The 25,275-nt window shown below is 70.2% G+C and carries 21 protein-coding genes; 13 read left to right on the forward strand and 8 right to left on the reverse strand.

What is annotated here, in order from left to right; all coding sequences use genetic code 11:
- The first annotated feature begins 3 nt into the window (after window positions 1-3).
- Window positions 4-831, forward strand: coding sequence for a hypothetical protein (locus tag ACIBG8_RS47425; RefSeq protein WP_397349905.1), 828 nt, complete (start codon window positions 4-6; stop codon window positions 829-831).
- Here the strand turns inward: ACIBG8_RS47425 and ACIBG8_RS47430 are convergent.
- Complete coding sequence (locus ACIBG8_RS47430; RefSeq protein ID WP_397349906.1) at window positions 828-1,565, reverse strand: SDR family oxidoreductase; 738 nt, start codon at window positions 1,563-1,565, stop codon at window positions 828-830. The two genes, ACIBG8_RS47425 and ACIBG8_RS47430, sit on opposite strands and share 4 nt — an antisense overlap.
- Window positions 1,566-1,669: 104 nt before the next feature.
- On the opposite strand from ACIBG8_RS47430, the gene ACIBG8_RS47435 reads away from it, so the two are divergent.
- From ACIBG8_RS47435 to ACIBG8_RS47445, 3 genes are all read left to right on the forward strand, one after another.
- Window positions 1,670-2,467, forward strand: a complete 798-nt coding sequence (locus tag ACIBG8_RS47435; protein ID WP_397349907.1) for a helix-turn-helix transcriptional regulator — start codon at window positions 1,670-1,672, stop codon at window positions 2,465-2,467.
- Between the two features lie 102 nt (window positions 2,468-2,569).
- Window positions 2,570-6,658, forward strand: coding sequence for a BTAD domain-containing putative transcriptional regulator (locus ACIBG8_RS47440; RefSeq protein WP_397350463.1), 4,089 nt, complete (start codon window positions 2,570-2,572; stop codon window positions 6,656-6,658).
- A gap of 8 nt (window positions 6,659-6,666) precedes the next feature.
- Window positions 6,667-7,410 (forward strand): phosphotransferase family protein, encoded by a 744-nt coding sequence (locus ACIBG8_RS47445; protein WP_397349908.1) that lies wholly within the window; start codon window positions 6,667-6,669, stop codon window positions 7,408-7,410.
- Here the strand turns inward: ACIBG8_RS47445 and ACIBG8_RS47450 are convergent.
- The 5 genes from ACIBG8_RS47450 to fdxA all read right to left on the reverse strand — a co-directional run bounded on the left by ACIBG8_RS47450 (window position 7,407) and on the right by fdxA (window position 10,718).
- Window positions 7,407-7,766 (reverse strand): VOC family protein, encoded by a 360-nt coding sequence (locus ACIBG8_RS47450; protein WP_397349909.1) that lies wholly within the window; start codon window positions 7,764-7,766, stop codon window positions 7,407-7,409. The two genes, ACIBG8_RS47445 and ACIBG8_RS47450, sit on opposite strands and share 4 nt — an antisense overlap.
- A gap of 9 nt (window positions 7,767-7,775) precedes the next feature.
- Entirely contained in the window at window positions 7,776-8,261 is a 486-nt protein-coding gene (locus tag ACIBG8_RS47455) for a DUF5946 family protein (RefSeq protein WP_397349910.1), read from the reverse strand.
- Between the two features lie 342 nt (window positions 8,262-8,603).
- Window positions 8,604-9,269: a DUF4178 domain-containing protein gene (locus ACIBG8_RS47460; RefSeq protein WP_397349911.1), complete on the reverse strand. Its 666-nt coding sequence runs from the start codon at window positions 9,267-9,269 to the stop codon at window positions 8,604-8,606.
- Between the two features lie 45 nt (window positions 9,270-9,314).
- Window positions 9,315-10,388 (reverse strand): succinyldiaminopimelate transaminase, encoded by a 1,074-nt coding sequence (gene dapC, locus ACIBG8_RS47465; RefSeq protein WP_397349912.1) that lies wholly within the window; start codon window positions 10,386-10,388, stop codon window positions 9,315-9,317.
- A gap of 3 nt (window positions 10,389-10,391) precedes the next feature.
- Complete coding sequence (gene fdxA, locus ACIBG8_RS47470; protein ID WP_305923991.1) at window positions 10,392-10,718, reverse strand: ferredoxin; 327 nt, start codon at window positions 10,716-10,718, stop codon at window positions 10,392-10,394.
- Between the two features lie 105 nt (window positions 10,719-10,823).
- On the opposite strand from fdxA, the gene ACIBG8_RS47475 reads away from it, so the two are divergent.
- The 8 genes from ACIBG8_RS47475 to ACIBG8_RS47510 all read left to right on the forward strand — a co-directional run bounded on the left by ACIBG8_RS47475 (window position 10,824) and on the right by ACIBG8_RS47510 (window position 21,887).
- Window positions 10,824-11,036 (forward strand): hypothetical protein, encoded by a 213-nt coding sequence (locus ACIBG8_RS47475; protein WP_397349913.1) that lies wholly within the window; start codon window positions 10,824-10,826, stop codon window positions 11,034-11,036.
- A gap of 71 nt (window positions 11,037-11,107) precedes the next feature.
- Window positions 11,108-12,169, forward strand: coding sequence for an ABC transporter substrate-binding protein (locus ACIBG8_RS47480; protein ID WP_397349914.1), 1,062 nt, complete (start codon window positions 11,108-11,110; stop codon window positions 12,167-12,169).
- A 189-nt stretch (window positions 12,170-12,358) separates the two neighbouring features.
- Window positions 12,359-13,045: a class I SAM-dependent methyltransferase gene (locus ACIBG8_RS47485; RefSeq protein ID WP_397349915.1), complete on the forward strand. Its 687-nt coding sequence runs from the start codon at window positions 12,359-12,361 to the stop codon at window positions 13,043-13,045.
- Between the two features lie 173 nt (window positions 13,046-13,218).
- Window positions 13,219-14,982, forward strand: a complete 1,764-nt coding sequence (locus ACIBG8_RS47490) for a hypothetical protein (RefSeq protein WP_397349916.1) — start codon at window positions 13,219-13,221, stop codon at window positions 14,980-14,982.
- A gap of 5 nt (window positions 14,983-14,987) precedes the next feature.
- On the forward strand, window positions 14,988-16,808 hold the full coding sequence (locus ACIBG8_RS47495; RefSeq protein WP_397349917.1) for a UvrD-helicase domain-containing protein: 1,821 nt from the start codon (window positions 14,988-14,990) through the stop codon (window positions 16,806-16,808).
- A 50-nt stretch (window positions 16,809-16,858) separates the two neighbouring features.
- Window positions 16,859-18,703: a sigma factor-like helix-turn-helix DNA-binding protein gene (locus ACIBG8_RS47500; protein ID WP_397349918.1), complete on the forward strand. Its 1,845-nt coding sequence runs from the start codon at window positions 16,859-16,861 to the stop codon at window positions 18,701-18,703.
- A 1-nt stretch (window position 18,704) separates the two neighbouring features.
- Entirely contained in the window at window positions 18,705-19,319 is a 615-nt protein-coding gene (locus ACIBG8_RS47505) for a hypothetical protein (RefSeq protein ID WP_397349919.1), read from the forward strand.
- A gap of 75 nt (window positions 19,320-19,394) precedes the next feature.
- Window positions 19,395-21,887, forward strand: a complete 2,493-nt coding sequence (locus ACIBG8_RS47510) for a penicillin acylase family protein (protein ID WP_397350464.1) — start codon at window positions 19,395-19,397, stop codon at window positions 21,885-21,887.
- Between the two features lie 546 nt (window positions 21,888-22,433).
- On the opposite strand, the gene ACIBG8_RS47515 is transcribed toward ACIBG8_RS47510, so the two are convergent.
- The gene (locus ACIBG8_RS47515; protein ID WP_397349920.1) at window positions 22,434-23,384 is read right to left on the reverse strand and encodes an MBL fold metallo-hydrolase; all 951 of its coding nucleotides are present in this window, start codon (window positions 23,382-23,384) and stop codon (window positions 22,434-22,436) included.
- 441 nt (window positions 23,385-23,825) lie between these two features.
- A complete protein-coding gene (locus ACIBG8_RS47520) occupies window positions 23,826-24,242 on the reverse strand; it encodes a hypothetical protein (RefSeq protein ID WP_397349921.1) in 417 nt (138 codons plus the stop codon).
- Window positions 24,243-24,317: 75 nt separating this feature from the next.
- Here ACIBG8_RS47520 and ACIBG8_RS47525 point away from each other — a divergent pair, with 75 nt between their 5' ends.
- The gene (locus ACIBG8_RS47525) at window positions 24,318-25,247 is read left to right on the forward strand and encodes a hypothetical protein (RefSeq protein WP_397349922.1); all 930 of its coding nucleotides are present in this window, start codon (window positions 24,318-24,320) and stop codon (window positions 25,245-25,247) included.
- The last annotated feature ends 28 nt before the right edge of the window (window positions 25,248-25,275 follow it).

Raw genomic sequence — 25,275 nt, forward strand, 5'->3', positions numbered from 1 at the left:
AGAGTGCGTCTGCGCTTGTCCCGCGTGGCCTTGACGATCACGGCCATAGTCGTCGTCCTCGGTGTGGCTATCGCCGTGGGCCTCTACAACCTGCTCAAACGGGCCGAACCGTTCACCGCGGTGACGGCCGGCTGCACCGTGAGCACGCCCACGGGCAACCTCGACCTCGGCGTCGAGCAGGCCCAGGTCGCCGCCACGATCGCGGCCGTCGGCGCGCGCAGGAAGCTGCCGGAACGTGCCATCGTCATCGCGTACGCCACGGCCATCCAGGAGTCGAAGCTCTCCAACCTCGACTACGGCGACCGCGACTCGGTGGGCGTCTTCCAGCAGCGGCCGTCCCAGGGGTGGGGCAAGCCCGCGCAGCTGATGGACCCGGTCTACGCGACCAACAAGTTCTTCGCCGCGCTGGTCAAGGTCAAGAACTACCGCAAGCTCCCGCTGGAGGAGGCGGCGCAGGCCGTCCAGCGCTCCGCCGGGGGCTACGCCTATGCCGCGCACGAGGGCGACGCCAAGATCCTCGCCGCGGCCTTCACCGGCCGCGTCCCGAAGTCCGTGCACTGCCGCTACCCGCCGCCCAGGACCACGCCGACGCCCGCGCCCAAGGCGCAGACCGACGAGGCCAGGAAGCAGCTCAGGCGGGCTCTGGGCGACACGTCGATCGTGACGCAGAAGCGGGGATGGCTGGTGGCGTCGTGGTCGGTGGCGCACGCCCAGAAGTACGGCCTGCGCCGGGTGGGCTTCAACGGCGCCGCCTGGTCGGCCGACACGCCGCGCTCCGACGAGTGGAAGGCCGACCCCAAGGCGGGCGACTCAGCGGTCGAGCTGTCCTAGGCCTGGCGGGTGGGCAGGATCACGATCTGGCGCAGGTTGACGTGGCGCGGGCGGCTGGTGACGTAGCCGACCAGGTCGGCGATCTCGTCGGCCGACAGGGCGCCGATGGCGTCGACCATCTGGCCGAGCTGGCCCTGGAGTCCGTCGTTGTCGATGTGCCCGCCGAGCTCGGTGTCGGTCAGGCCGGGCTCGATGTTGGTCACCCGGACGTCGCGCGGGCCGTACTCGCTGCGCAGTGAGGCGGACAGGTGGGTCAGCGCCGCCTTGGTCGCGCCGTACACCGCGTAGTTGGGGAACGTCACGTGCGCGCCGATCGAGGAGATGTTCACCAGATCGGCGGTACGGCCCGCGGCGGCGGCCTCGACCAGGTCCGCGCCGAACGCCCCGATCACCCGGAGCGCGCCGGTGACGTTGGTGTCGATCATCCGCACCCACTCGTCCTCCCGGCCGTCGTCGATCGGGTTGGGCAACATGACCCCCGCGCTGTTGACCACGAGGTCCACCGGTCCGAACGCGTCGTGCACCTGCCGGACGGCATTGTCCACGCTCTCCCTGGAGGTCACGTCGGCGGTGACCGGCAGCGCCCGGTCGCCCAGCTCCTCGGCCAGCTCCCCCAGCCTGTCCGTACGGCGAGCCAGCAGCGCCACGCGGTCGCCCTGCTTGACGAGGTGGCGCGCGATCGCCTCGCCCATACCGCTGGCGGCGCCGGTGATGACTGCAGTCCTGTTCGACATGGTGTTTCTCCCGTTTCTTGGTGATGTCGTCAAGCTTGCCCGGCCTGGTGGCGGCCACCCAGGGCAGAGCTTTTCCTGGGTCCGGCAGTACTACCTTTAGGGACATGGATGGCGAATTGGGGGAGTTCCTCCGGTCACGGCGGGCGCGGATCAGGCCCTCCGACGTGGGCCTGAAGGACTACGGCCGCCGACGGGTCCCGGGGTTGCGGCGCGAGGAGGTGGCGCAGCTCGCCGGGGTGAGCGTCGACTACTACATCCGCCTGGAACAGGGCCGGGGACAGCACGTCTCCGACGCCATCCTGGACGCGGTCGCCAACGTCCTGCGCCTGGACCCGACGGAACGCGACCACCTGCGCAACCTGGTCCGCCCGTCGGTCCTGTCCCCGTCCAGCGGATCGGTACGCGAGGGCGTCAGGACGATGCTGGCCGGCATGGGCCCGGCCTTCGTCCTGGGCCGGCGCATGGACGTGCTCGCCTGGAACGCCGCCATGGACGCCGTCACCGGCCTGTCCGGCCTCCCCTCCCCCAACATGGCGAGACTGACCTTCCTGGACCCCGCCGCCCGCACGCTGTATCGGGACTGGGCCACGGTGGCCGCGGAAACGGTCGCCCACCTGCGCCTGGACGCGGGCCGCCACCCCGGCGACCCGTTGATGGAGGAGCTGGTGGACGAGCTGTCGGCGGACCCGACGTTCACGGCGCTGTGGTCCGAGCACCAGGTGAAGGCGAAGACGTACGGCGTGAAGCGGCTCCGTCACCCGGTGCTGGGCGATCTCGACGTGGGCTACGAGACCATGGAACTGCCCGGGGACCAGGACCAGCTGGTGGTCGTGTACACGGCGCCACCCGGCTCGGAAACCGCCGCCAAGCTCCACCGCCTCACCCAGCCCCTCGCGGTGTGACCCGTCGTTGACGAGATCACTCGGCGCCGGGCACGCTGGGGGCCGCCATGCGTGCCACGGGGGCTGTAAATGATGAAATTTGGTGTTCTGGGGCCGTTGATCGTGGAGCGAGATGGCGTTCCCGTTCCGATCCGTGCCGCCATGCTGCGCCGCCTGCTCGCCGTACTGCTGTGTGAAGCCGGACGGCCGGTGCCGGTCAGCACGGTGATGGACACGCTGTGGGAGGCGGGCCAGCCGCCGACCGCGCGCAAGACCCTCCAGGTGTACGTGCACCGCCTCCGGCAGGAGCTCGACCGGGAGGATCGGATCTCCTACGGACCTGCCGGATACGCGCTGGCGGTCGAGCCCCACGAGCTGGATGTCCTGCGGTTCGCCGAGCTGGCCGCCGAGGCGAGAGCGGCCGCCTCGCCCACCGGGGCGGCCGGGTTGTTCCACGAGGCGCTCGGGCTCTGGCGCGGGCCCGCCTACGCCGACATCCAGGCCGGGCACCTGGTCCAGGACGAGGTCCGCCGGCTCACCGAGCAGCGGCTGCTGGTCCACGAGGAGGGCATCGCGGTCGACCTGAGCCTGGGACGGCACGCCCAGCTGGTGCCCGGCCTGCGCGACCTCGCCGAGGCGCACCCCTACCGCGAGGGCTTACGCGCCCAGCTCATGCTCGCCCTCTACCGCAGCGACCGGCAGAGCGAGGCGCTGGAGGTGTTCCGCCAGACCCGCGCCCTGCTCGTGGACCAGCTCGGCGTCGAGCCGGGACCCGAGCTGCGCCGCCTCAACGAGGCGATCCTCCGCGCCGAGGACGACCTGGCGCCCCCCGCCAGGGACTCCGGCCCGGTGGACGACGACGTCTGCCCCTATCGCGGTCTGGTCTCCTTCCAGCCCGAGGACAGCACCTGGTTCTTCGGCCGCTCCCAGCTCGTCGCCGACCTGCTGGAGCGGATCGAGCGCCGGTCGGTGGTGGCCGTGTTCGGCGCGTCGGGCAGCGGCAAGTCCTCGCTGCTCCGCGCCGGGCTGGTGGCGGGGATCGACGAGGACCGCTGGCAGACCCTGCTGCTGACGCCGACGGAGCACCCGATGGAGGCGCTGTCGGCCGAGGTCGAGAAGGCGACGGGCCGCGATCTCGAGGAGATCGGCGCCGGGGTCCTGCTGGTGGTGGACCAGTTCGAGGAGATCTTCACGCTCTGCGCTGACTCCGGCGAGCGGGACGGGTTCATCGAGACCCTCCTGGGCATGGCCGGACGGGGCGCCACCGTGGTCCTCGGGGTCAGGGCGGACTTCCTGGCCCATCTCACCAGGCACCCCGAGCTGGTGGCCGCCCTCGGCGACGGCCAGCTCCTGGTCGGGCCCCCGTCCCCCACGGACGTCAGGGAGATCATCGTACGGCCGGCTGTACGCGCCGGGCTCACCGTCGAGCCCGACCTCCTGGCCACGCTGCTCGCCGACACCGGCGGCCACCCCGGAGCCCTCCCCCTGCTCTCGCACGCGCTGCTGGAGACCTGGCGGAGCCGTACGGGAAGAGCTCTGACCCTGGCCGGCTACTACGAGACCGGCGGGGTGCGCGGGGCTATCGCCAAGACGGCCGAGCGGGTGCACGCGGGCCTCGACGAGGACGGGCAGGAGGAGCTCAAGGCGATCTTCCTCAGGCTGACCGCGCTGGGCGAGGGCACCGAGGACACCCGGCGCCCGATCGACAGCCTGGAGCTGGAGGGGCTCGTCCACTCCGAGGTGCTGGACAGGCTGGTGGAGGCGCGGCTGGTGGTGCTGGGCGACAGCCGCGTCGAGGTGGCCCACGAGGCCCTGATCCGGGCCTGGCCCCGGCTGCGGCGCTGGCTCAGCGAGGACCGGGAGGAGCTGCTGGCGCACCGGCGGCTGAGCGCGGCCAGCCGTACCTGGGAGGAGCTCGGCCGCGACGACGGAGTGCTGTACCGGGGAGCCCAGCTGCAGGCCTCGCGCACCCTGCGGCAGCCGCTCAACCAGCTGGAGCAGGAGTTCGTGGGCGCCAGCCGGGAGCAGGAGGAGCGCGAGCGGGCCTCGGCGGTGCGCCGCCAGCGGGTCAGGAACCGGCTGCTCGTCGGCCTCGCCGCCGTCTCGGTGCTGGCCGCGGCAGGTGGCGGCGTCGCCGTACAGGAATGGCAGGAGGCGCTGCGCCGGCAGACCGTCGAGCAGGCCCACCAGCTCTCCATGACCGCCCGGTCGCTCCTGGCCACCGACCCCGACCTGGCCGGGCTGCTGGCGATCGAGGGCTACCGGATGCACGCCGACACCGACACCGAGGGCGGCGTCCTGAGCACCGCCGCCGCGGCCAGCCGGCGCACCACGCTCAACGCGGGCGGGCCCGGCGTGAACGGCATCGCGTTCAGCCCTGACGGGAAGCTCCTGGCGGCGGCCGACAGCGAGGCCGTGGTGAGCCTGTGGGACCCGCGCACCGGCGCCCGGGTGGCCCGCCTGCCCGAGCACAGCGTCCACCTGGGCAAGGAGGTGAAGCTCCTCTACGCCAAGCGGGTCGTGTTCAGCCCGGACGGCCGCCTGCTGGCGTCGCTGGCCAAGGAGCCCGCGCTCGGGCCGAGCTTCGCCTCGCTCGTGGTGTGGGACGTGCGGACCAGGAAGCCGGTCCTCCAGAAGGCGTTCCCCAAGGCCGCCAACGGCATGGCGTTCAGCGGCACCGCTGTGGCGGTGGCCCTGGCTGACGGCACGACCCAGCTCTGGGACCTGGCCACGGGCACCAGCAGGACGCAGCCCGTCCCGGGCGGCAGCTCGATGGCGTTCAGCCCCGGCGGGGCACTGCTGGTCTCCGTCGACCCCGCCGACAGGTCGCCGGTGATCTGGGAGAACGGCAGGCGCCGCGCGACCGTCCCCGCGAAGAACGTGCACACCGTCGCCTTCGACGCGGCGACGGGGGCGCTGGTCACCGCGTCGTTCAGGGAGGGTGTGCGGTTCTGGACGGTGGACCACGAGGGGGTACGGCCCCGCTCCCGGCTGCCCGAGACCTCCACGCTCGCCTGGGACGTCTCCGAGCCCGTCAACGACCGCATCGCCGTAGCCGACGAGAACGGGAACGTCACCATCTGGGACGCCCAGCGCGGCACCCCGCTGGAGACCTTCCACGACCGTGACCGGGTGGAGACCCTCGCCCTCGCGCTCAGCCCTGACGGCCAGACCCTGGCCTCCACCGGCCTGGGCAGGACCATCACCGTCAGGAACCGCGCCACCCCGCCGTTCGCCGGGCACAGCGGAGCCGTGAACGACATCGAGACCAGCCAGGACGGCACCCTGGTCGCCACAGCGGGCAGCGACACCACCGTGCGGCTCTGGGACCAGTACGGTCACCCGGTCGCCACCCTGGCCGACCACCCCGACCAGGTCCAGGCCATCGCGTTCAGCCCCGACGGGGCGCGCCTGGCCGCACTCACCCGCGACCACACGGTGGTCCTCTGGGACGTACGGCTGCGCCGCAGGATCGCCGCCACGACCATCGAGGGGGTGGGGGCCTCGACCGACATCGCCTTCCGCCCGGACGGCCAGAGCATCACGGTGGCCTCGACCGTGCGCATGCAGTTCGCCGTCGGTCCGGACGGCAAGCTGCGGGCCGTGCCGTTCGCCAACGCGGCTGCCCTGGCCAGCGCGCTGGTCTACCACCCGGACGGGCGCACCCTGTACTCCACCAGCCCCTCCGGCGGTCTCCTCGCCTGGGACCTGGCGGGCGACCGGGAGATCTATCGCAACCGTCAGCACCAGGGGTCGGTGCAGGACGTGGCCATCAGCCCGGACGGCCGCCTGCTGGCCACGGCAGGGTCGGACCGGACGGCCATCCTCTGGGACTCCGCCTCCGGCAAGCCCCTGGCCAGGTTCGCCGGCCACTCCGCGTCGCTGGAGGTGGTGGCGTTCAGCCGGGACGGGCTGCGGCTGGCCACGGCGGGGGCCGACCACACGATCGTGGTGTGGGACGTGCGGAGCAGGCAGCGGCTGGCGACCCTGACCGGCCACGACGCCCGCATCCAGGGTTTGGCCTTCACCGCCGACGGGGCGTTGATCTCCGGCTCCGACGATCACCGGGTGATCAGGTGGTCGCTGGCGCCCGAGGCGGCGGTGGCCAAGATCTGCGACGAGGTGGCCCGCGACCTGACACCGGCCGAGAAGGCCGCCTACCTGCCTGCTGGCAGAAAACCCGGCGACGCCGGTGGGTGTCCCCCGCGATAATCGCCGACGTGGAAAACGTCGAGGTCGTCGTCGCGCACAACGAGCGCGCGACTCTGCGGGTCGGTGAGGTGTTCCTGAAGGTCGACTCCGACCAGGGGCGCCTCGACGTCGAGGTCGAGGCGATGGCCATGGCGCCGATCCCGACCCCGGAGGTCCTCTGGCGCAAACCACCCGTGCTCGCCATCGCAGCCGTCCCTGGCACGGCACTGGGCCGGCTGGGCGAGCCGTCGACCGCGTCACCTGCGGCGTGGGCGGCGGCGGGCGCTGCCGTACGGAAGCTGCACGACGCTCCCCTGCCGCCCTGGCCCGGTCCCAGCCTCGAGGAGATCACCGCGCGCCTCGACAGCGAATGCGAGCTGCTCATCACGAGCGGCGCCCTTCCCGCCGACCTGGTCACGCGCAACCGGGAGATCGCCGAGGCGGCGCTGCGTCCGTGGCGGCCGGTGTTCACGCACGGCGACCTGCAGATCACCCACGTGTTCGTCGACGGGGACTCGGTCACCGGCGTGATCGACTGGTCCGAGGCGAGCCGGGGGGACGCCATGTTCGACCTCGCGATCCTGACGCTCGGCCACGAGGAGCGCCTTGACGACCTGCTGGCCGGGTACGGCACTGACGTCGACCTGGACGTGATCCGCGCGTGGTGGTCGCTGCGCAGCCTGGTGGCGGTGCGGTGGCTGATCGAGCACGGCTTCGACCCGTCGCTGCCGGGGTGCGAGGTCGACGTGCTGAGATCGCAGCTGGTCCGCTAAAGAGACTCCCAGTACACCTCGACCCGGTAGCCGTCCGGGTCGAGGCATTTGAAGCTGAACAGCGTGGGTTCGTCGCACTCCTCGACGATCTCCACCCCGTCTGCCCGCAGCCGCTCCAGCATCTCGCCTGCCTCTTCCCTGGTCTCGCAGGCGAACCCGAAGTGGAGGAAATCCGGAGCCTTCCCATGCTCGGGATCGGGGTGAAGCGCCAGATCGAACCCGTCACCACTCCGGATGATCAGCGTGTCATCGGGGTATTCTGTGGCTTTTCCTACGGCGAAGCCGAAGTATTTCGCGTAGAAGGCGCGCGACAGCTCCCGATCCCGCACCGGAAGCCCGAGGTGTCTGAACCGCATGTCGCCACGCTAATGACGCGAAATCCAGGACTCCACCGTCGCTGCGGCGATGATTTCGATGCGGCGTCCGTAGGCCTGGTGCCCATCAGCCACGAAACTGCCGTTCACGACCGGCAAACCGCTGAAGGCTGCGCGGAAGCTGTCGGGAGATCCACTGGTCGGGAGCGGCGCGTAGGGCGCCAGCGGGGCTGGGTCGTAGCCTGACTGGGCCTTGTGGTTGTTGCGTGCGACCTGGTGTGCGGCCACGCGAAGGAGCGCGTCGAGACCCTGGTCTACGTAGAGCTGCAGTTGGCGGAACTGGCCGTCGAGGTATTTCCCGTGGGCGTGGGAAGAATGCTGCAGAAGGTAGGCGCAGACGACCGGCGCGTGCCATTGGTACATCTGCGGATCGGACTGCTCTTCGGCGAGAATCGCGTGGTAGTAGTCCACACACAGACCCAGCGGCCCGGCCATCGCACCGCAGTCGCACTCACCTGTGTCGAGACCATCTGCCATGACCAGCAACATAGGCGGCCGTCACCAGCCGTGTCGACGAGGTTTCCACGCAGCCATACGCCCCGCGTTCGCACTGCTGCGCCCATTGATGGGCAACGACCCCATCAGGCGCGCTCCCGACAAAGGTGCGTGAACCCGGCAATTGTCTGCGCACGGTCCGTCGGGATCCGTGTCGACGACACCGCGGGGCGCAAGAAGTCCCCGGCGAGGGGCGGGGCCGTGTCTTCTCCGGGAGCGGCCCGGCGTCTCGGGGCCGGGAGGCCGCCCGGCTGAGGTCTCGGCCCCCCAATAAGACCAGCGCGAAGCGCGGAGGCCCATGCTGTGCAGGACCCCAGATCTCCGCTATGTCGAAATTATGGTGATGGAGCCAGGCGGGAGCGGTTGGGCGTAGGCGGCGGTCCACATGGTGCCGTGGACGCGTTCGAAAGACAGCAACCGGCCGTCCGCCGCGCGGTAATCCGCGAAATCCAGCAACCCCCGGTCCGGATGCCCCGTGTCGCCCTCCGACTTGAAAGCCGCCGTCCCCCGGTCAATCGGGAAGAACTCCACGCCCTCCATGATGAGCATGCTCTTCGCCGGCACCATCCCCTGCGTAGGCACGTCGTTCCACAACAACACCTCCAGGTGCGGCGGATCCCCCGTAGCCAGGCCGAGCCGTACCTCCACCGACAGCCACTTGTACCGCCGGCTCCCGTCATCCAGCAGATACTCGGTCCACTGCTGCCCCTGACAGGAGACATGCATGGCCCCGAGCACGCGGGAACCCGCTCCGTGCACCTCTATCCGGTCCCCGACCTTGATGGTCCTGGGGTCGGCGTAGTCGGACCCGACATGGCCTGCCGCGCTCACCCGCTCCTGCATCGGCACCTCGACGAGAGCCGGCGGCGGCGCGGTGGCGCGGCGGCGCTCGGTCTTCCTGTCCTGCCGCATGGTGGCGAAGAACGCGCCCAGAAGCAGGACGACCGTGGCGATGCTCAGTCCGAGTACGACCACGGAGGTCATGCTCATATTTGGCTCGCTTCGCTCGCAGTCGCAAACGCTGAGGGGAGGATCCTAGTGGAGGCGGCGCACGGCCGCATCGATGCGTTCGTCGGTGGCCGTCAGGGCGATCCGGACATGCCTCTCACCTGCGACTCCGTAAAAATCGCCCGGCGCGGCCAAAATCCCGATTTCGGAAAGGCTGCCTACCTGATCCCAGCAGTTCTCCCCGTTCGACGCCCACAGGTACAGCCCGGCCGTCGAGTGCTCGATCCGCCAGCCCGCCCGCTCCAGCGCCGGACGCAACACGGCCCTGCGCGCCGCGTAACGCTCGCGCTGCTCCTTGGCGTGCGCGTCGTCGGCCAGCGCGGCCGCCATGGCCGACTGCACCGGCTGCGGCATCAGCATGCCCGCGTGCTTGCGTATCTCCAGCAGCCGCTTGACCAGAGCAGGATCGCCCGTGACGAACCCGGCCCGATAGCCCGCCAGGTTGGACCGTTTCGACAGCGAATGTACGGCCAGCAGCCCCTCATGCGACCCCCCGCACACGTCGGGATGCAGGATCGAGACGGGCTCCGCCTCCCACCCGAGCTCGATGTAGCACTCGTCGGAGGCCACGATCGCCCCGCGCTCGCGCGCCCAGGCGACCACCTTGCGCAGGTGTTCCGCCGGCAGTACCCGGCCCGTCGGGTTCGACGGCGAGTTGACCCAGACCAGGTCGACCGGCGCCGGCCCCAGGGTGAGGAGCCCGTCGGCCGCGACGGCCGAGGCTCCGGCCAGGCGCGCGCCCACGTCGTAGGTGGGGTAGGCGAGCGAGGGGAAGACCACGCTGGTCGAGCCCAGGTAGGTGGGCAGCCAGGCGATGAACTCCTTGGTGCCGAGGACCGGCAGCACGTCGTTCTGGTCGACGGAGACGCCGTGCCGGCGCGCCAGCCATCCGGCCGCCGCCGTACGCAGGGCTGGGGTGCCGTGCGTCAGGGGGTAGCCGGGGCTGTCCGCGGCGGCGACGAGCGCGTCCTGGACGACCCGGGGTACGGAGTCCACCGGCGTCCCCACGGACAGGTCGACGATCCCGTCAGGGTGCGCGAGAGCGCGCTCCTTGTACGGCGTCAGCCTGTCCCAGGGGAAGTCGGGCAGCTTGTGCGCCAAAGGTCAGTGGTCCTCGGCCTGCGGCGGCAGCGCTGCCACTACCGGGTGGTCCTTGTCGATCTTGCCGACCTTCGAGGCGCCGCCGGGCGAGCCCAGGTCCTCGAAGAAGTCCACGTTGGCCTTGTAGTAGTCCTTCCACTGCTCGGGAAGGTCGTCCTCGTAGAAAATGGCCTCAACCGGACAGACCGGTTCGCATGCGCCGCAGTCCACGCACTCGTCGGGGTGGATGTAAAGCATGCGCTCGCCCTCGTAGATGCAATCGACGGGGCACTCCTCGATGCACGCCTTGTCCAGGACGTCCACGCAAGGCTGCGCGATGACGTAGGTCACCTCGAGCTCCTTCTTCTCCGCACCATGGCACGACTTCGACCGCGGTTTGCTACGCCCTAGTATTCACGTGTCCGCCAAGTGTCCGGAACGGAGGGTGGCAAACTCGTGGCCGCACGGCTGGTGATCGCCATCACGAACTCGGACATAGGGTCCCGCATCACGACAAGGCGAAGAGTGCCAGAAGGCTTCCGTGACGCGGTGGGGATTCTCGAATCGTGGGACGGCGGCGTGCTCGTTGTCCGTAAACGGGACGGCACGATTGTGGAAATCCCCGAAGAGTCGCTGGTGGCGGCAAAGGTAGTACCAGCGAGTATCTAGATCGTGACTGAACGTAGTGAAGGAACAAAAAAGCACAGCACCGTGGTCACCGTGACTCCGGAGGAGTCACGGTGACCGTACGTACCTGCGCCGCAATAGCCGCCGCCCTCCTTGCCAGCGCCGGATGTGGCGCATCGCCAACAGAAGAGGCGAAACCTCTTCCGCCGGTCAACGCGAAGGCCGCCTCCATGAAGGACGGCTTCACGACCATGGAACGGCTCGCCGAGACCGCGAAGAAGGAGGGCTCGCTCAACCTGATCGCGCTCCCCCGCGACTGGGTCAACTACGGCGAGATCATCGACACCTTCGCCTCCCGCTACGGCATCAAGGTCAACGAGCTCGAACCCGCCGCGAGCAGCCAGCGCGAGATCGACGCCGCGGCCCAGCTCAAGCCGGACGCCTTCGACCTCAGCCTCGACGTGGCGCTGGACAACACGGCGAAGTTCGCGCCGTACAAGGTCGAGGGCTGGCAGGACCTGCCCGACCACGTCAAGGACCACAACGGCGGCTGGTACGCGGGCTACGGCGGCTACATGTCGATCGGCTACGACCCGCGCAAGGGCGCCGCGCCGGCCTCCTTCGCCGACCTGGCCAAGCCCGGATACACCGTCGCCCTCGCCGGCAGCCCGCTGGACACCGCCGCCGCCTTCGACGGCGTGATGGCCGCCTCGCTGCACAAGGGCTCTCCTGACGTACGACAGGGCGTCGCGCTCTTCGCGAAACTCAAGAAGGCAGGCCAGCTCACGGACGCGCCGAAGGCCAGCGTGGTGGTCGACTGGGACTACGTGAACGCCGACCGCGCCGCCAAGGACCCCGAGGCCTGGAAGGTGACGATCCCGCGCGACGCGCCGCTCGGCGCCTTCTACGTGCAGGCGATCAGCAAGGACGCGCCGCACCCCGCCGCCGCGCGGCTGTGGGAGGAGTTCCTGTTCTCGGACGAGGGCCAGAACCTGCTGCAGAAGGGCTACGCGCGGCCGGCGCGCGGCGAGGCGATGCTGATGAAGGGCACGCTCGACACCGAGCAGGCGGCGAAGCTCCCTGTTGCTCCCGGCCCGCCGGTTCTGCTCACGATTCCGCAGACGGACAGCGCGAAGTCGTACCTGAAGAAAGAATGGGCAGAAGCAATCGGGTGAGACGCATGTGACCTGATATGTCGTAGAGACATTCAGCATCTAAAGTGGGCAGACATGCGGCCACGGGGGCCCGATGTCTCAGAATGTGAGCTGATTGTCTTGCTATATGACACAGCGAGCTTAGTGCGATGGAATCATCGCGCCTACGACTCCAGCTTCGGCTATGTGTCCGCCCAGGGTGCGCCCCTGGTGGACCTGCTCGACCCGCGGCCGGGAGAGAGGGTTCTCGATCTCGGCTGCGGCACGGGGGTGCTGACCGGCGAGATCGCCGCGCGCGGTGCGCATGTGCTGGGAATCGACGGTTCTTCCGCGATGATCGAGAAGGCGATCGCCCAGCATCCCGGCCTCGACTTCATCATCGGCGACGGCCATGACTTCTCCGTCGCGCAGTCCTTCGACGCCGTTTTCTCCAATGCCGCGCTGCACTGGATGAGCCGCGATCCCGAGATGGTGATCGCCAACGTGCGCGAGGCGCTGCTGCCCGGGGGGCGTTTTGTGGCGGAAATGGGTGGCTCGGGCAACTGCGCGGAACTCACCGCCGCGATGTCGACCGCCTGGCGCGAGTACGGCCTGCGCGAACCGGAAATGCCTTGGTATTTCCCGACCCCGGCGGAATATGCGCATCGTCTGGAGCAGGGGGGATTCGTGGTCAGGATCCTCGAATACTTCGACCGCCCCACCCCGCTCGACGAGTGCCCGCGCGGGGCCGCTGACTGGGTACGGATGTTCGCAGGTAGCCTGCTTGCGGGGTTGCCGCCCGAGATCGTCGACCCGCTCCTGCATCGCGTCAACGAGCTGGCCGCTCCCGCGCTGCGCCGGGAGACGGGTTGGATGGCCGACTACGTACGTCTACGCTTCGCCGCTGTTCGGCGCTGATGCGTAGTCCATGATGCGTAGGGCCGTTTTGCCAGACTATGGTCTGTTCCGTGGGCGGCGAGAAGCGAGCCGTGACCGCGGCGTGAGGGGCTGGTGAACGGAACGGGATGAACTTCTGCCTGAGCGACCTCGTACCACCGCTGAGGTGGAGCGATGCGTCCACGATCACGCTATTGACGGGGCAGCCCGAGCTGCCTGAGGCCTGGTGGCGCAGCCTGCCGATGCCTCACGTGCTCGCGGCGATCGGGCCCGAGTCTCTGGGCGAGCTCCTTACCGAGATCGCGCTGGAGCACTGGCCCGCCGCGTCGGTGGGGGACGTGTTGCCCGCGTTGCACGTGCTCGACCCGGACGACGCGGACGAGCCCCACGTGGCCATCGCGATCGACCGGGCCGGGTCGTGGGCGGGGCTGTTGCGGCTGACGAGCCGGGAACTGGTGGACGCGCCGTTCATCCAGGCTCGTCCCGTGCTCAACACGCTGTTCGCTGCCGTTCTCGTACGGCTGGCGCCGGACCTGCGCGCGGCCGCCGCCCCGGTGGCGGTTCCCGTGGAAGAGCCCCAGGACGCACAAAACCTGGAGCTCCAGCCCGAGCCGCTGCCCGAACCGGAGCCCGAGCCCATCCCAGAGCCGGAGCCGGAGCCGGTTCCTGAACCGGAGCCCGAGCCCGAGCCGGAACCCGAGCCCGAGCCGGTTCCTGAACCGGAGCCTGAGCCCGAGCCTGAGCCGGTTCCCGAGCCCGAGCCTGAGCCGGTTCCCGAGCCCGAGCCTGAGCCGGTTCCCGAACCGGAGCCCGAGCCCGAGCCCGTCCCTGAGCCGGTCGTCGAGGCTGTTCCCGAACCGCAGCGGCCCGCCGGGCTGCCCGAGCTGATCGAGTCCGCCTTCGCCGGGCTCGACGACAAGAGCTGGGCCGTCGCGCAGAACCGGGTCTTCACCGACGCGCCGTCCGCCGTGGAGGAGCTGGCCAAGCTGTTCGCCGTCTCCCCCAGCGAGATCGCCGGGGTCGAGGCCGAGCTGCGCGCCAGGCTCCAGGCGTGGCTGTCCAGCCACGAGGCGGCGCCGTACCGCGAGCACCTCGACGAGCTGCGCAAGACGATCGGCGTCGCCCCGCCCAAGGACGTGCTGATCGGCGCGGCCGACTGGCACCGCGGCGAGATCCGCGCCCTGGACGTGCCCGCGTGGCAGTTCGTCCTGGCGACCCTGCCCGCGCAGAAGGTCCAGGAGCCCTACCCGCCGCAGAAGGCGCAGGAGCCGCCGCCGCGGAAGGAGCCCTATCCTCCGGCGGCGCCGCCGTTCCCGCAGCCCGCCCCGCCGTTCCCGCCCTTCGGGGGCGCGCAGGAGGACCCGCCGGCAGGACCGCCGATGTTCGGCGCGTTCCAGCCCGCGCAGCCCCAGCCGCAGGCGCAGAACGGCCCGCCCAAGGAGGGCAAGCTCAAGGACGTCTCCCAGACCAGGCGCTGCTTCCGCCAGCCGGACGGCCGCTGGTGGCTCCGCGTCGACGTCACCGCCGAGCAACTGAGCGGCGGCGAGTGCCCGCTGCCTAGTGGTTTCGCCGCATATCTCGGACTGACACCCGGTGAGAGCCGTACCGTCAGGAGTGCGGCGGGCGAGCTGACCATGAGCTGGCACGGCAGGCCCGCGCTGGAGTCGGTCAACAGGTTGCTGGCCGACGTCGGTGCGAAGGAGGGCGGTCACCTGTTCCTCACCCTGTCGGACGAGGGTGTCCTGCGCGCCAGGCACCTGCCGTCAGCCTCGCCGGACGCGCCGCCGATCACCAGGGCGCTGCGCCTGGTGGGCTACACCGCTCCAGGCGGTACGGCCGACCAGGCGGCCAGGGTGATCGCCACGAGAATCGGCATGACGGGGCCGATCGGACTGCCAGAGCTCCAGACCAGGCTCCGCGAGCGCGGAGACCGCGACCTGCTCGCCCTGCTGGACTGATCGCCGTGCCGCGGCTCGCGATCGGCCCGCAGCTCCCCATGGAGCTCAGCGCACTGGCCTCGCCGGTGCGCAGGGACGTCGTGGTCGCGCTGCGCCGGTTCCTGGCCAACGCCCCCGGCGGCCCGCACCCCGAGCGGGTCAGGGGCGGTCGCGATCCGCGTGTGGCGACGTTGCGTCTGGTCGAGGGGTTCAGGGCGGTCGTCGTACGTCAGCGCGACGTCTATTGGGCGGTCACCGTGCTGGAGGACGCCGAGGCGTGGTCCTATGCGCAGCGGCACCGCTACACGGTCAACCCGGTCATCGGCGTCGTCGAGGAGTGGGACGCGGAGTCGCTGGAGCGGGTGGAGCCCGCGTTGCGCAGGTCGGCGGGCGCCACGCGGCTGTTCGACCCGATCTGCGACGGCGACCTGCTCGCCCTGGGCATCGACGTGCGCGCGCTGCCCCTGGTCCGGCACATCACCACGGAAGCCGACGTGGAGGCGCTGGAGCCACTGCTGCCGCCGACGCAATACCGGCCGCTGGCCGTACTGGCTCGTGACGGGTCGCTGTCTGAGGCCTGGCGCGAGCTGGACGCGTGCCGGGCCGTCGAGGCGCCGTCCGGGCCGGTGAACCCGGACGACCTGCACGCCGCGCTGCGGCGCAGCCCGGACCTGGCGGTCTTCACGCCCGGTAAGGACGAGCTCGACCGGGTGCTGAACGCGCCCGGCTGGTGCACGTTCCTGCATCCCGCGCAGCACCGCCTGGCCAGGACGGACCGTTACGACTTCCCCGTGCTGGTGACGGGCGGCGCGGGCACCGGCAAGACGCTCGTCGCCCTGCACAGGGCCGCCCGCCTGGCCGAGCGCGGCCTGGGGCCGGTATTGCTGGTGACGCTCACCCAGAGCCTCAGCAACGACCTGTCGTCCAGGCTCGACACGCTGATCACCGACGAGGTGACGCGCAAGCGCATCGAGGTCGGCAACGTCGACCGGCTGGCCATGCGCATCGTGGCGGACGCCGAGGGCCGCCAGCCCGCGCTCGTCGGCCCGGGGGCGCGCAGCCTGGCCGAGCTGACGACCGAGGCGCTGCGCCTGCTCAGCAGGGACACCGGCGATCTGCTCGACGACCTCGGGCCGGGGCGCAAGCCGTACAGGCACATCGTGGTCGACGAGGGGCAGGACGTCAGCCCCGCGCAGTGGCGGCTCTTGCGGGCTGCGGCTCCGCGCGAGCACAACGACCTGTTCATCGTCGGCGACCCGCACCAGCGGGTCACCGACACGCGCGTCACGCTGGGCGCGGTCGGCATTCCGGCGGAGCAGCACACGCTGATGACCTCCTACCGGCTGCCGCACGAGATCCTTTCCTTCGGCGTACGGCTGCGCGGCGGCGGACCGGCCAACGGGCTGGTGAAGGGGTTCTGGGAGCTGTACGGCCTGCGCGCCACGCATCACGGCGAGCGCCCGATGGTGCGGTCGTACGACACGCCGGAGGCCGAACTTTCCGGGCTGGCGCAGACGGTCCAGTGGTGGCTGGAGGACGGCGTGCCAGCGGCCGAGATCGCCGTGGCGGCCCGCACGCAGCCCCTGGTCCGCAGGGCGCGCGAGGCGCTGGCCGGGGCCGACGTGCTCATCACCACGTTCGCCGGTCTCAAAGGGCTGGAGTTCGAACGCGTCGCGCTCGTGGGAGTGACGGAGGGTGTCGTGCCGGAAACACCTCCAGACGATCCGGGACAGCGTGCGCACGCCTTACAACGCGAGCGCAGCATCCTGTACGTGGCCTGCACCCGGGCGCGTTCTCTGCTCTACATCTCACACACCGGGAGGGCCTCCCCCTTTCTTTACGTCTGATCACATAGTCTGAACTGCGGATATCTCTCCCTTTTGCCGGTTGGACCCCAATGAACCTCAGCCTGAGTGACCTGGCGCCACCCCTGCGCTGGACCTCCCCTGGCCAGATTGCGCCGATCGCGGACGACCAACAGCTGCCAGAAGCCTGGTGGCAGGCCATTCCGCTCGACCGCGCCTGCGCCATCGTCGGCACGCAGCGGGTCGCGGCACACCTCACCGACCTCGCCGTCGCCCTCTGGGGACACCTGCAACTGGGCGACATCCTGCCGCTGCTGAGGTTCTCCGACCCGGCCGAGGCCGAGAGCACGCCTGAGACGCTCGGCCGCGACGTGGTGGCCAAGCTGTTCAGCGGCGTGCTCGACCGCCTGCTGGAGCCGGCTGAGGAGCGCCAGAGCACGCCTGTGCAGGCAGCCAGGCCCGACCGGCCGCTGCCCGAGGTGATCGACGAGGTGTTCGCCGCGCTCGACGACCGGCAGCGGGCGATCGCCCGCGACCGCCTTTACGCGGGGCAGCGGGCCACCTTGGACGAGCTGGCGCAGCGATTCTCCGTGACGCGCGAGCGGATCAGGCAGATCGAGCGCGACCTGCGCGACCACGTGGAGGCCTGGCTGTCCGGGCCGGGGGCCGTGCAGCTCATGGCACATGTGACGTGGTTGCGCGCGAGGCTCGGCTCCGCCGTACCGGCTGACGACCTCGCCGCCGCGGTGCCCTGGCACCGCGAGGAGCTGAGGACGCTCGGGATCCCGGCCTGGCGGTTCGTGCGGACGTTGCTGACCGGCTACGAGCAGGCCGACGGCTGGCTCGTCTCCGGCGGGGCGGACGAGCTGCGCGAGAAGACGCGGCAGCTGTTCACCGACGGGCCCAGGCCGATCGGCGAGGCCGTGTCGATGGTGGCGCAGCTCGGCGTGCGCGAGGACGTGGCCGAGCGCTGGCTGCTCGACGTGCCGCAGCTGCGCGTGCTCGACCAGCACGTGGTGCCGTGGCCGCGCAGCATCAACGAGAAGGCCGAGGCGGTGCTCGCCGTGTCGGGAGAACCGCTGACCCCCGAGGAAATCCAGGAGCGCATCGGCGAGGACTACAGCCTCGTCGGGATACGCAACCAGCTCACGGCGGACGACAGGTTCCGCAGGATCGACCGCAACAAGTACGGGCTGACCAGGTGGGGCGGCGACGAGTACCTGGGCATCAGGGAGATGATCGTCCGCGAGATCGAGCGGGCCGGCGGCGAGGCGTCGGTGAGCACGATCGTCACCAACCTGACGGCGCGCTACGACGTCAGCGAGAGCTCGGTGCGCGCCTATGCGGGCGGACCGGGCTTCGAGCGCACGCAGCGCGGCTGGGTCAGGGTGGCGGGCACGTCCCCGGCCGAGCCGTACTCGCCGCGCAAGGACGTCTCGGAGACCCGCAGGAGCTTCCGCAGCCGCGACGGGCGCTGGTGGCACCGGGTGGACGTCAACGCCGAGCACCTGCGCGGGTCGGGTTCGCCCCTGCCGACCGGGTTCGCGGCCTATCTGGGCATGGCGCCTGGAGGGCAGCTGACCGCGTCGTCGCCCTCGGGCGACGTGGTGATCAGCTGGCACAACCAGCCGACGATGGGGTCGATACGCAACACGCTGGCCGACTTCAACGCCAAGGACGGCGACCACGTCTTCCTGACCGTCTCCGACGGGGGCGAGCTGCTGACCCGCTACCTGCCGGCCGCCGCGCCGGGACTGCCGCCGCTGAGCAGGGCGCTGCACCTGATCGGCTACACCGCCCCCGTGGGGTCGGAGGCCGAGGGGCTGCGGCTCATCGGGGCGCGGATCGGGCTGCCGGACACGGTGACGCCCGAAGAGGTGGTGACCCGGCTGCGCGAGCGGGGCGACAGGGACATATTGGGCTTCCTTGGGGAGTGAGATGCTGCGGATCCAGGACCTCGCGTCGGCACGGGCCCGGCGGATGTACGCCAGCGGGGACCTGCGGGCGTACCTGCTGTCCGACCTGGTCCGCAGGGTCCTGGAGCGGCACAAGGTGCGCATGGTCGTGTACCAGGACGCGCTGTGTCCCGACGCGGGAGCGCTGAACCTGCGCCCGCCGGAGCACGTCGGCCCGCCGCCCGCCGTGGACGTCACCATCGGCTCGGTGTCCTTCGACGAGCCGATCATCCCCGTGCGCGAGATCGTGGACGCCGGTCTCGATCCGCTCGCCGTACGGCTGGTGTTTCTGGAGCATCACTACCGGGATCCTCTGGTTCTGGATTGGGACGCCCTTCGCGATGCCCACCAAGCGCTTGTTTTGTGGCGGACGCAGGTGGCGCGGTGGGCGGAGTCGGCGTCCAAGCCCATGCACGACGGATATGTACGGCGGGCGGAGGCGGCCTTCGACGACGACCTGCACACGCCGACCGCGCTGCGCGCCCTTCGCGAGCTGGAGCAGGACGCCTCGGTCGAGCCGGGGTCGAAGTTCGAGTCGTTCCTCCATCTCGACCACGTCCTGGCGCTCGACCTGTCGGTGGACATCGGCCGGAACTAGTTATCCACAGGCTGGTCAACGCACTCCCACCCGACTGCCAAACTAGGTCGCGTGAAGCTTCGCCCCTACGCCTGGATGCCCCGTCCCCTGCGCTGGCTGGCGCGCCTCCTCACCGTGCTGGTGGCGCTCGCGGTCGTGCTCGCCGCCGTCGGCGTGTGGACGGTGCGGCAGTCGTTCCCGCAGGTCGACGGGTCGTTGCGGGTGGCGGGGCTGACCGGGCCGGTCGACGTCCTGCGCGACAGGTCGGGCATCCCGCACATCTACGCGGACACGCCGGAAGATCTGTGGGTGGCCCAGGGCTACGTGCACGCGCAGGACCGCTTCTGGGAGATGGACTTCCGCCGCCACGTCACCTCAGGGCGGCTGTCCGAGCTGTTCGGCTCGGCCACGCTGGAGGAGGACAAAGCCATCCGCACGATGGGTTGGCGCAGTGTGGCCGAGCGCGAGTTGCCCGAGCTTACCGACAAGACGCGGCGCTTTCTCGATTCCTACGCCAAGGGCGTCAACGCCTGGCTCACCGCCAACCCGGACGCCTCGGCGCGCAGCCTCGAATACTCGGTGCTGAAGCTGCAGAACGGCGGCTACAAGCCGGAGCCGTGGACCGCGCTCGACTCGGTCTCCTGGCTGAAGGCGATGGCGTGGGACCTCCGCTCCAACCTCGAGGACGAGATCGACCGCTCGCTGGCCGCCACCACGCTGCCGCGCGAGCGGGTCGACCAGCTCTACCCCGGCTATCCCTTCGACCGGCACGAGCCGATCGTCACCCAGGGCGCGATCGCCAAGGGCCGCTTCGACGAGAAGGGCGAGCCGCAGCAGCAGGGCGCGGCCGCGCTCACCCGGGCCGCGGAGACGCTGGGCCGGGTGCCCGCGATGCTCGGCACGGAGGAGCACGACGGCATCGGCTCCAACTCCTGGGTGGTCTCGGGCAAGCACACGGTCAGCGGCAAGCCGCTGCTGGCCAACGACCCGCACCTGTCGGCGCAGATGCCCTCGGTCTGGTACCAGGCGGGGCTGCACTGCCGGGTCAAGTCGGACGCCTGCCCCTACGACGTCACCGGCTTCACCTTCTCCGGCGTGCCCGGCGTGATCATCGGGCACAACGACCGCGTCGCGTGGGGCTTCACCAACCTCGGGCCCGACGTCGCCGACCTGTTCCTGGAGCAGGTCAAGGGCGACACCTACCTCTACAAGGACGAGTGGCTGCCGCTGCAGACCAGGCGCGAGACCATCAAGGTCGCCGGCGGCCAGCCCGTCACCCTCGACGTGCGGGCCACCAGGCACGGGCCGCTGGTGAGCGGTGTCATGTCGAGCGTGCAGCCGAGCGGCGAGGCCAACGCCGTGGCGTTGCGCTGGACGGCGCTAGACCCGGGCACGGCGGCTGACGCGATCTTCGAGCTGAACACGGCGTCCGACTGGCACGAGTTCCGCGCCGCCGCCTCGCTGTTCGACGTCCCGGCGCAGAACCTCGTCTACGCCGACGTGGACGGCGCGATCGGCTACCAGGCGCCGGGGCGCATCCCGGTGCGCGAGAAGGGCGACGGCACCTGGCCGGTGCCTGGCTGGACCGGCGAGTACGAGTGGAAGGCGGCGCCGATCCCCTTCGACCTGCTCCCCTCGGTGAGCGACCCGGCCTCGGGCTACATCGCGACGGCCAACAACGCCGTGATCGACCCGGCGCGCTACCAGCCGCTTTTGACCAAGGACTGGTCGTACGGCTACCGCAGCCAGCGCATCCTCGACCGGCTGTCCCAGGAGACCAGGAAGGGCAAGGTCGACGCGGACACGATGGCCCGCATCCAGGCCGACGACCACAACGGGCTGGCCGAGTTCCTCGTGCCCATCCTCCTCAAGGTCTCCCTGGCCGGGCCGAGCACCTCGGCCCGCGACCTGCTGCGCACGTGGGACGGTTCCCAGGGCCTCGACTCGGCGCCCGCCGCCTACTTCAACGCCGTGTGGCGTCACCTGCTCAAGGTCACCTTCGACGACGACCTGCCGGAGGCGGCCAGGCCCAGCGGTGGTGACCGGTGGTACGAGGTGATCCGCTCCCTGCCAGCGGACGACCCGTTCTGGGACGACGTCACGACCAAGGGCGTGGTGGAGCACCGTGACGACATGCTGCGCCAGGCGATGGCGTCTGCGCATCAGGAGCTGTCCGACTTGCTGGGCCCGGACGTGAAGGCGTGGCGCTGGGGCGACCTCCACCAACTGACCTTGACGAACGGCACCTTCGGCACGTCAGGCATCGCCCCCATCGAAGCCCTGTTCAACCGGGGCCCCCTGCCGGTTCCCGGCAACAAGGACGCCGTGAACGCGACGGGCTGGAACATCCAGAAGACATATGCGATCACCTCGGTCCCGTCGATGCGCATGATCGTCGACCTTGGTGACCTGGACAAGTCCCGCTGGATCAACCTGACGGGCGCGTCAGGCCACGCCTTCAACACGAACTACTGGGACCAGGCGTCGTTGTGGTCCCAGGGCCAAACCCTCCCGATGCTCACCTCAGCCGCTGCCATCAAACAAGCCACCACCAACACCCTCACCCTCCACCCCACCACCACCCCCTAACCCCAGGCCCTCCCAACCGCCCCCGCCTCTCCCGACCTCCTGACTGCCCTGGCCTGGGCCACGCCGCCCACTCCCCTTGGCGCCAGCTAAGCCACACCACAGCCCGCCCCGATGGCACCGCCCGTACCACCTCCGCGGCCGCCTGAAGCGCCCCACGCTCCGAGCCCACAGGCCCGCGTCAGCCGCCCTCAGCCCCTGACGGTCAGGCAAGACTCAGGCCCAAAGCGCCCAGCCCGCCAATCACCAAGATCGACCAGCGCCACCAACCTCTCAGCGCCGAGAGGACCCCTTACCAAGCCGCCCCATCCCCTCGGCGCAACCGTCGGCCCCTGCCGCACCCTCGCGCCAAGCCCCTGAGGCTCTCTGTGTGACATCACGCTGATGCCCCGCGATCCCGCCCCCCGCCCCCCGCCCCTGCCCCTGCCCCTGCCACACCGTGCCGCTCGCCGATGCACGGCTGCCTCAACTACGCCCTTGCTGCGTATCCGTCCAACACCCCGCGCTGACCTGCGGCGGCGCTGTGTTGTCTGCTCGGGGGCAGGTGGTCTATGGGGTGATGGTGCGGGATTCGCCGATGGCGAGGTCCCAGAGGTCGGGGCGGTTGAGCCCGCGGGACACCCATTCGGCCCGGGTCAGCTCCACCGGCTCCAGCAACGGCTCCCCCGACAGCACGAACGTCCCCCAGTGCATCGTCGCCATCCGCCGAGCCCCCACGTCCAGGCACGCCTGCACCGCCTCCGCCGGATTCACGTGCGCGTGCTTCATGAACCAGTGCGGCTCGTAAGCCCCCACCGGCATCAACGCCAGATCCAGCCCCGCATACCGCTCGCCGATCTGCGCCAGCCGTTCCCCATACGCCGTGTCCCCCGCGAAATACACCGACTCGCCGATCACCCAGCCGCCCCACAGCGTCTTGCAGGTGTCCCAGATGCTGCGCCGACTCCAGTGATGCGCGGGTACGAAGTCGAACCGCACCTCCCCCACCGACGCCGACTCCCACCAGTCGAGCTCCACCACCTCGCGGAACCGCCGCCGCGTGAACCACGGCTTCAACCGGGCGGGCACGAAGATCGGCGTGTCCTTGGGCAGTCGGCGGATCGTCGGGGCGTCCAGGTGGTCGTAGTGGTTGTGGCTGATCACGACGGCGTCGATCCTGGGCAGATCGCTCCAGGCGACTCCGGGAGGCGTCAGGCGCTGCCGTACTCCGGGGATCTTGCGCGACCACACCGGGTCGGTCAGGATCGTGAGGCCCTTGATCTGGACGACGTAGGTGGCGTGGCCCACCCAGGTGACCACGGTCTCACCGGTGGCGGCGCGCGGCAGGCCGCCGCCGCGCAGCACGGGGATCTGGTCGGCGTCCCCGATGTCAGGACGGAACCCACCGTGCCAGGCGACGCTGAGCAGCTCTTTGAACTCCGGCAGCGGCGCGGTGAGCCGGTCCCTGAACGTGTCAGGCCATCGCCTGGGTGGCGCCTGCGGGTGCGTGGTCTGCGACATGTCGGGTCCCCTGCCCTCTGTTACGGATCACTCACCCCTGGCTCTACCCGCCCTCCACCTGGGGTACGACCATTTCCACACCACCCCTTCACGCGCCCGCTCACCTTCAGGAACACCAGCCACGCTCCACCGCCTGTGCTCGCCTGTACGCCAAGGACCAGGTGACTCCCCGCCTCAAGTCCCGGCACGCGGCAGCGGGGGGCGTGACGCGATGTCGTTTCAGGCGCGCGCACAAGCGCACACACCTTGGGCAAACGCCCACTCGTCCACGCCCGCAGGTGCACGCCCTGGGCGAGCGCCCACTCGCACGCACGGTCACACGCAGACCTTGGGCAAGCGCCCACTCATATGCACGGCCACATGCAGGCCTTGGGCAAGTGCCCATTCGTATGCATCGACAGGTGGACCCGAGAGGACATGGTCAGAGCGACAGGCCAGGGGTTACTTGGGGGTGGGGCGCCAGCGTGGGGGGACGCGGGGGTAGCCGCCGTCCTCCAGGTTCGCGAGCCGTTCGAAAGGGTTGTAAGAAGCCTGGTTTCCGCAGATCAGCACCGATACGAGCATGGCCACCAAATACAGGGGCAGCATCGGGAGGCCCACGCACCACGCCCACTGGGTGGCGTGCCGGGCCTCGTGAGTGATGAGGCGATCGTCGAGTTGGAGGTGTTTGGTCACGACCACGTTGCCGACAGTGAAGGCCCCGGCGATGGGGAAGGGGTAGCGGTAGCCGTACGCGATGACCAGGCCGTCAGGCCCGGGAGCGCGTCGCGCTCCGCCTACCGCAGCGATCAGCAGGCCGAGCGGGGTGGAGAGGTTGACGAAGTTCGCCACCCGCCGGATCCGGAAGCGCCTGTTCACACGTCCCAGTATTGACCAATCTTGACAACTCGGAATAATGATCCCCGTCCTGAAATCTCCCACAAGAGCAGGATCATGCGATTCATCATTCTGGCTGCGCTGGTCTGCACCATGGCGCTCGCCACACTCGGCGGTCTGGCCGTGACAACGAGCCCGACCGCAGCCGACAATCCACTCCCCAACCATCTGGCGGCCCCCGTCGCCACCCCCGTCACATCCTCCTCGACGACGCCCTCGCCCACAGCGGCGAAATACACCGCCACCACGAAGGTCGTGAAAAAGAAGGGCGTTTCCTACCTGGAGGTCTCCGTCAAGTACGGCGGAGCAGCCCGATTCACCGTGAAGCAGAAGGTGTGCAAGGGCACGTCATGCAAGACGGCCGCCGCCGAACTCCCCGTGACCACGGGAGCGGGCAACGCGTCGAAGAAGCTGGGCAAGGGTTCGTACAAGACCAAGGGCAAGCCGTCGGTCAGCCTGAAGGTGCTGCCGTGGCCCACCAAGACGGTGACGACGACAGCGACCCCCTCGGCGACGACCACGGTCACGACCGGCGCCACGGTGACGCAGTCCGCCGCGCCCGCTGCGACGGTGACGGTCCAGAGTACGGTGACCGCCACGGCCACCGTGTCCACGACGGCAACGGTGACGGCCCCGGCGGCCACGGTCACGGTCACGGCGACCCCCACGGTCACCGTCACGTGCACCCCACCCGCTGCCCTCGCCCCGACGGCCACCCCCACGGTGACCCCCAGCACGCCCGCGGCCACCGACCCGTCGGACCCGTCCACCGTCACGGACCCGGCCGCCGCGCCGGCCACTCCGGAACCCACGGCGGCTCCCGCCTCGACCCCGGACCCGGCTGCGACGACTCCACCGGCGAACGCGGTGCCGGTGGCGACCTGCGTGCCGGACGACTCCACGTGCGAGACGCCTGACCCGGGTGTCACGGACACCGCCAGCCCATCCCCGTCCGACGACCCCTGCACCACCCCGACCACCCAGTAGAACGGCACGACCTTTTTCCGGCCGCGTC

Origin of the sequence: Nonomuraea sp. NPDC050556 (assembly GCF_044457355.1) — a bacterium.
Taxonomy (GTDB): domain Bacteria; phylum Actinomycetota; class Actinomycetes; order Streptosporangiales; family Streptosporangiaceae; genus Nonomuraea.

Excerpts from the sequence above, each read along its gene's own strand:
- ACIBG8_RS47430 (WP_397349906.1), bottom strand. The coding sequence starts at position 1,565 with ATGTCGAACAGGACTGCAGTCATCACCGGCGCCGCCAGCGGTATGGGC.
- ACIBG8_RS47435 (WP_397349907.1), top strand. The coding sequence starts at position 1,670 with ATGGATGGCGAATTGGGGGAGTTCCTCCGGTCACGGCGGGCGCGGATC.
- ACIBG8_RS47450 (WP_397349909.1), bottom strand. The coding sequence starts at position 7,766 with ATGCGGTTCAGACACCTCGGGCTTCCGGTGCGGGATCGGGAGCTGTCG.
- ACIBG8_RS47455 (WP_397349910.1), bottom strand. The coding sequence starts at position 8,261 with ATGGCAGATGGTCTCGACACAGGTGAGTGCGACTGCGGTGCGATGGCC.
- ACIBG8_RS47460 (WP_397349911.1), bottom strand. The coding sequence starts at position 9,269 with ATGAGCATGACCTCCGTGGTCGTACTCGGACTGAGCATCGCCACGGTC.
- ACIBG8_RS47500 (WP_397349918.1), top strand. The coding sequence starts at position 16,859 with ATGAACCTCAGCCTGAGTGACCTGGCGCCACCCCTGCGCTGGACCTCC.
- ACIBG8_RS47505 (WP_397349919.1), top strand. The coding sequence starts at position 18,705 with ATGCTGCGGATCCAGGACCTCGCGTCGGCACGGGCCCGGCGGATGTAC.
- ACIBG8_RS47510 (WP_397350464.1), top strand. The coding sequence starts at position 19,395 with ATGCCCCGTCCCCTGCGCTGGCTGGCGCGCCTCCTCACCGTGCTGGTG.
- ACIBG8_RS47515 (WP_397349920.1), bottom strand. The coding sequence starts at position 23,384 with ATGTCGCAGACCACGCACCCGCAGGCGCCACCCAGGCGATGGCCTGAC.
- ACIBG8_RS47525 (WP_397349922.1), top strand. The coding sequence starts at position 24,318 with ATGCGATTCATCATTCTGGCTGCGCTGGTCTGCACCATGGCGCTCGCC.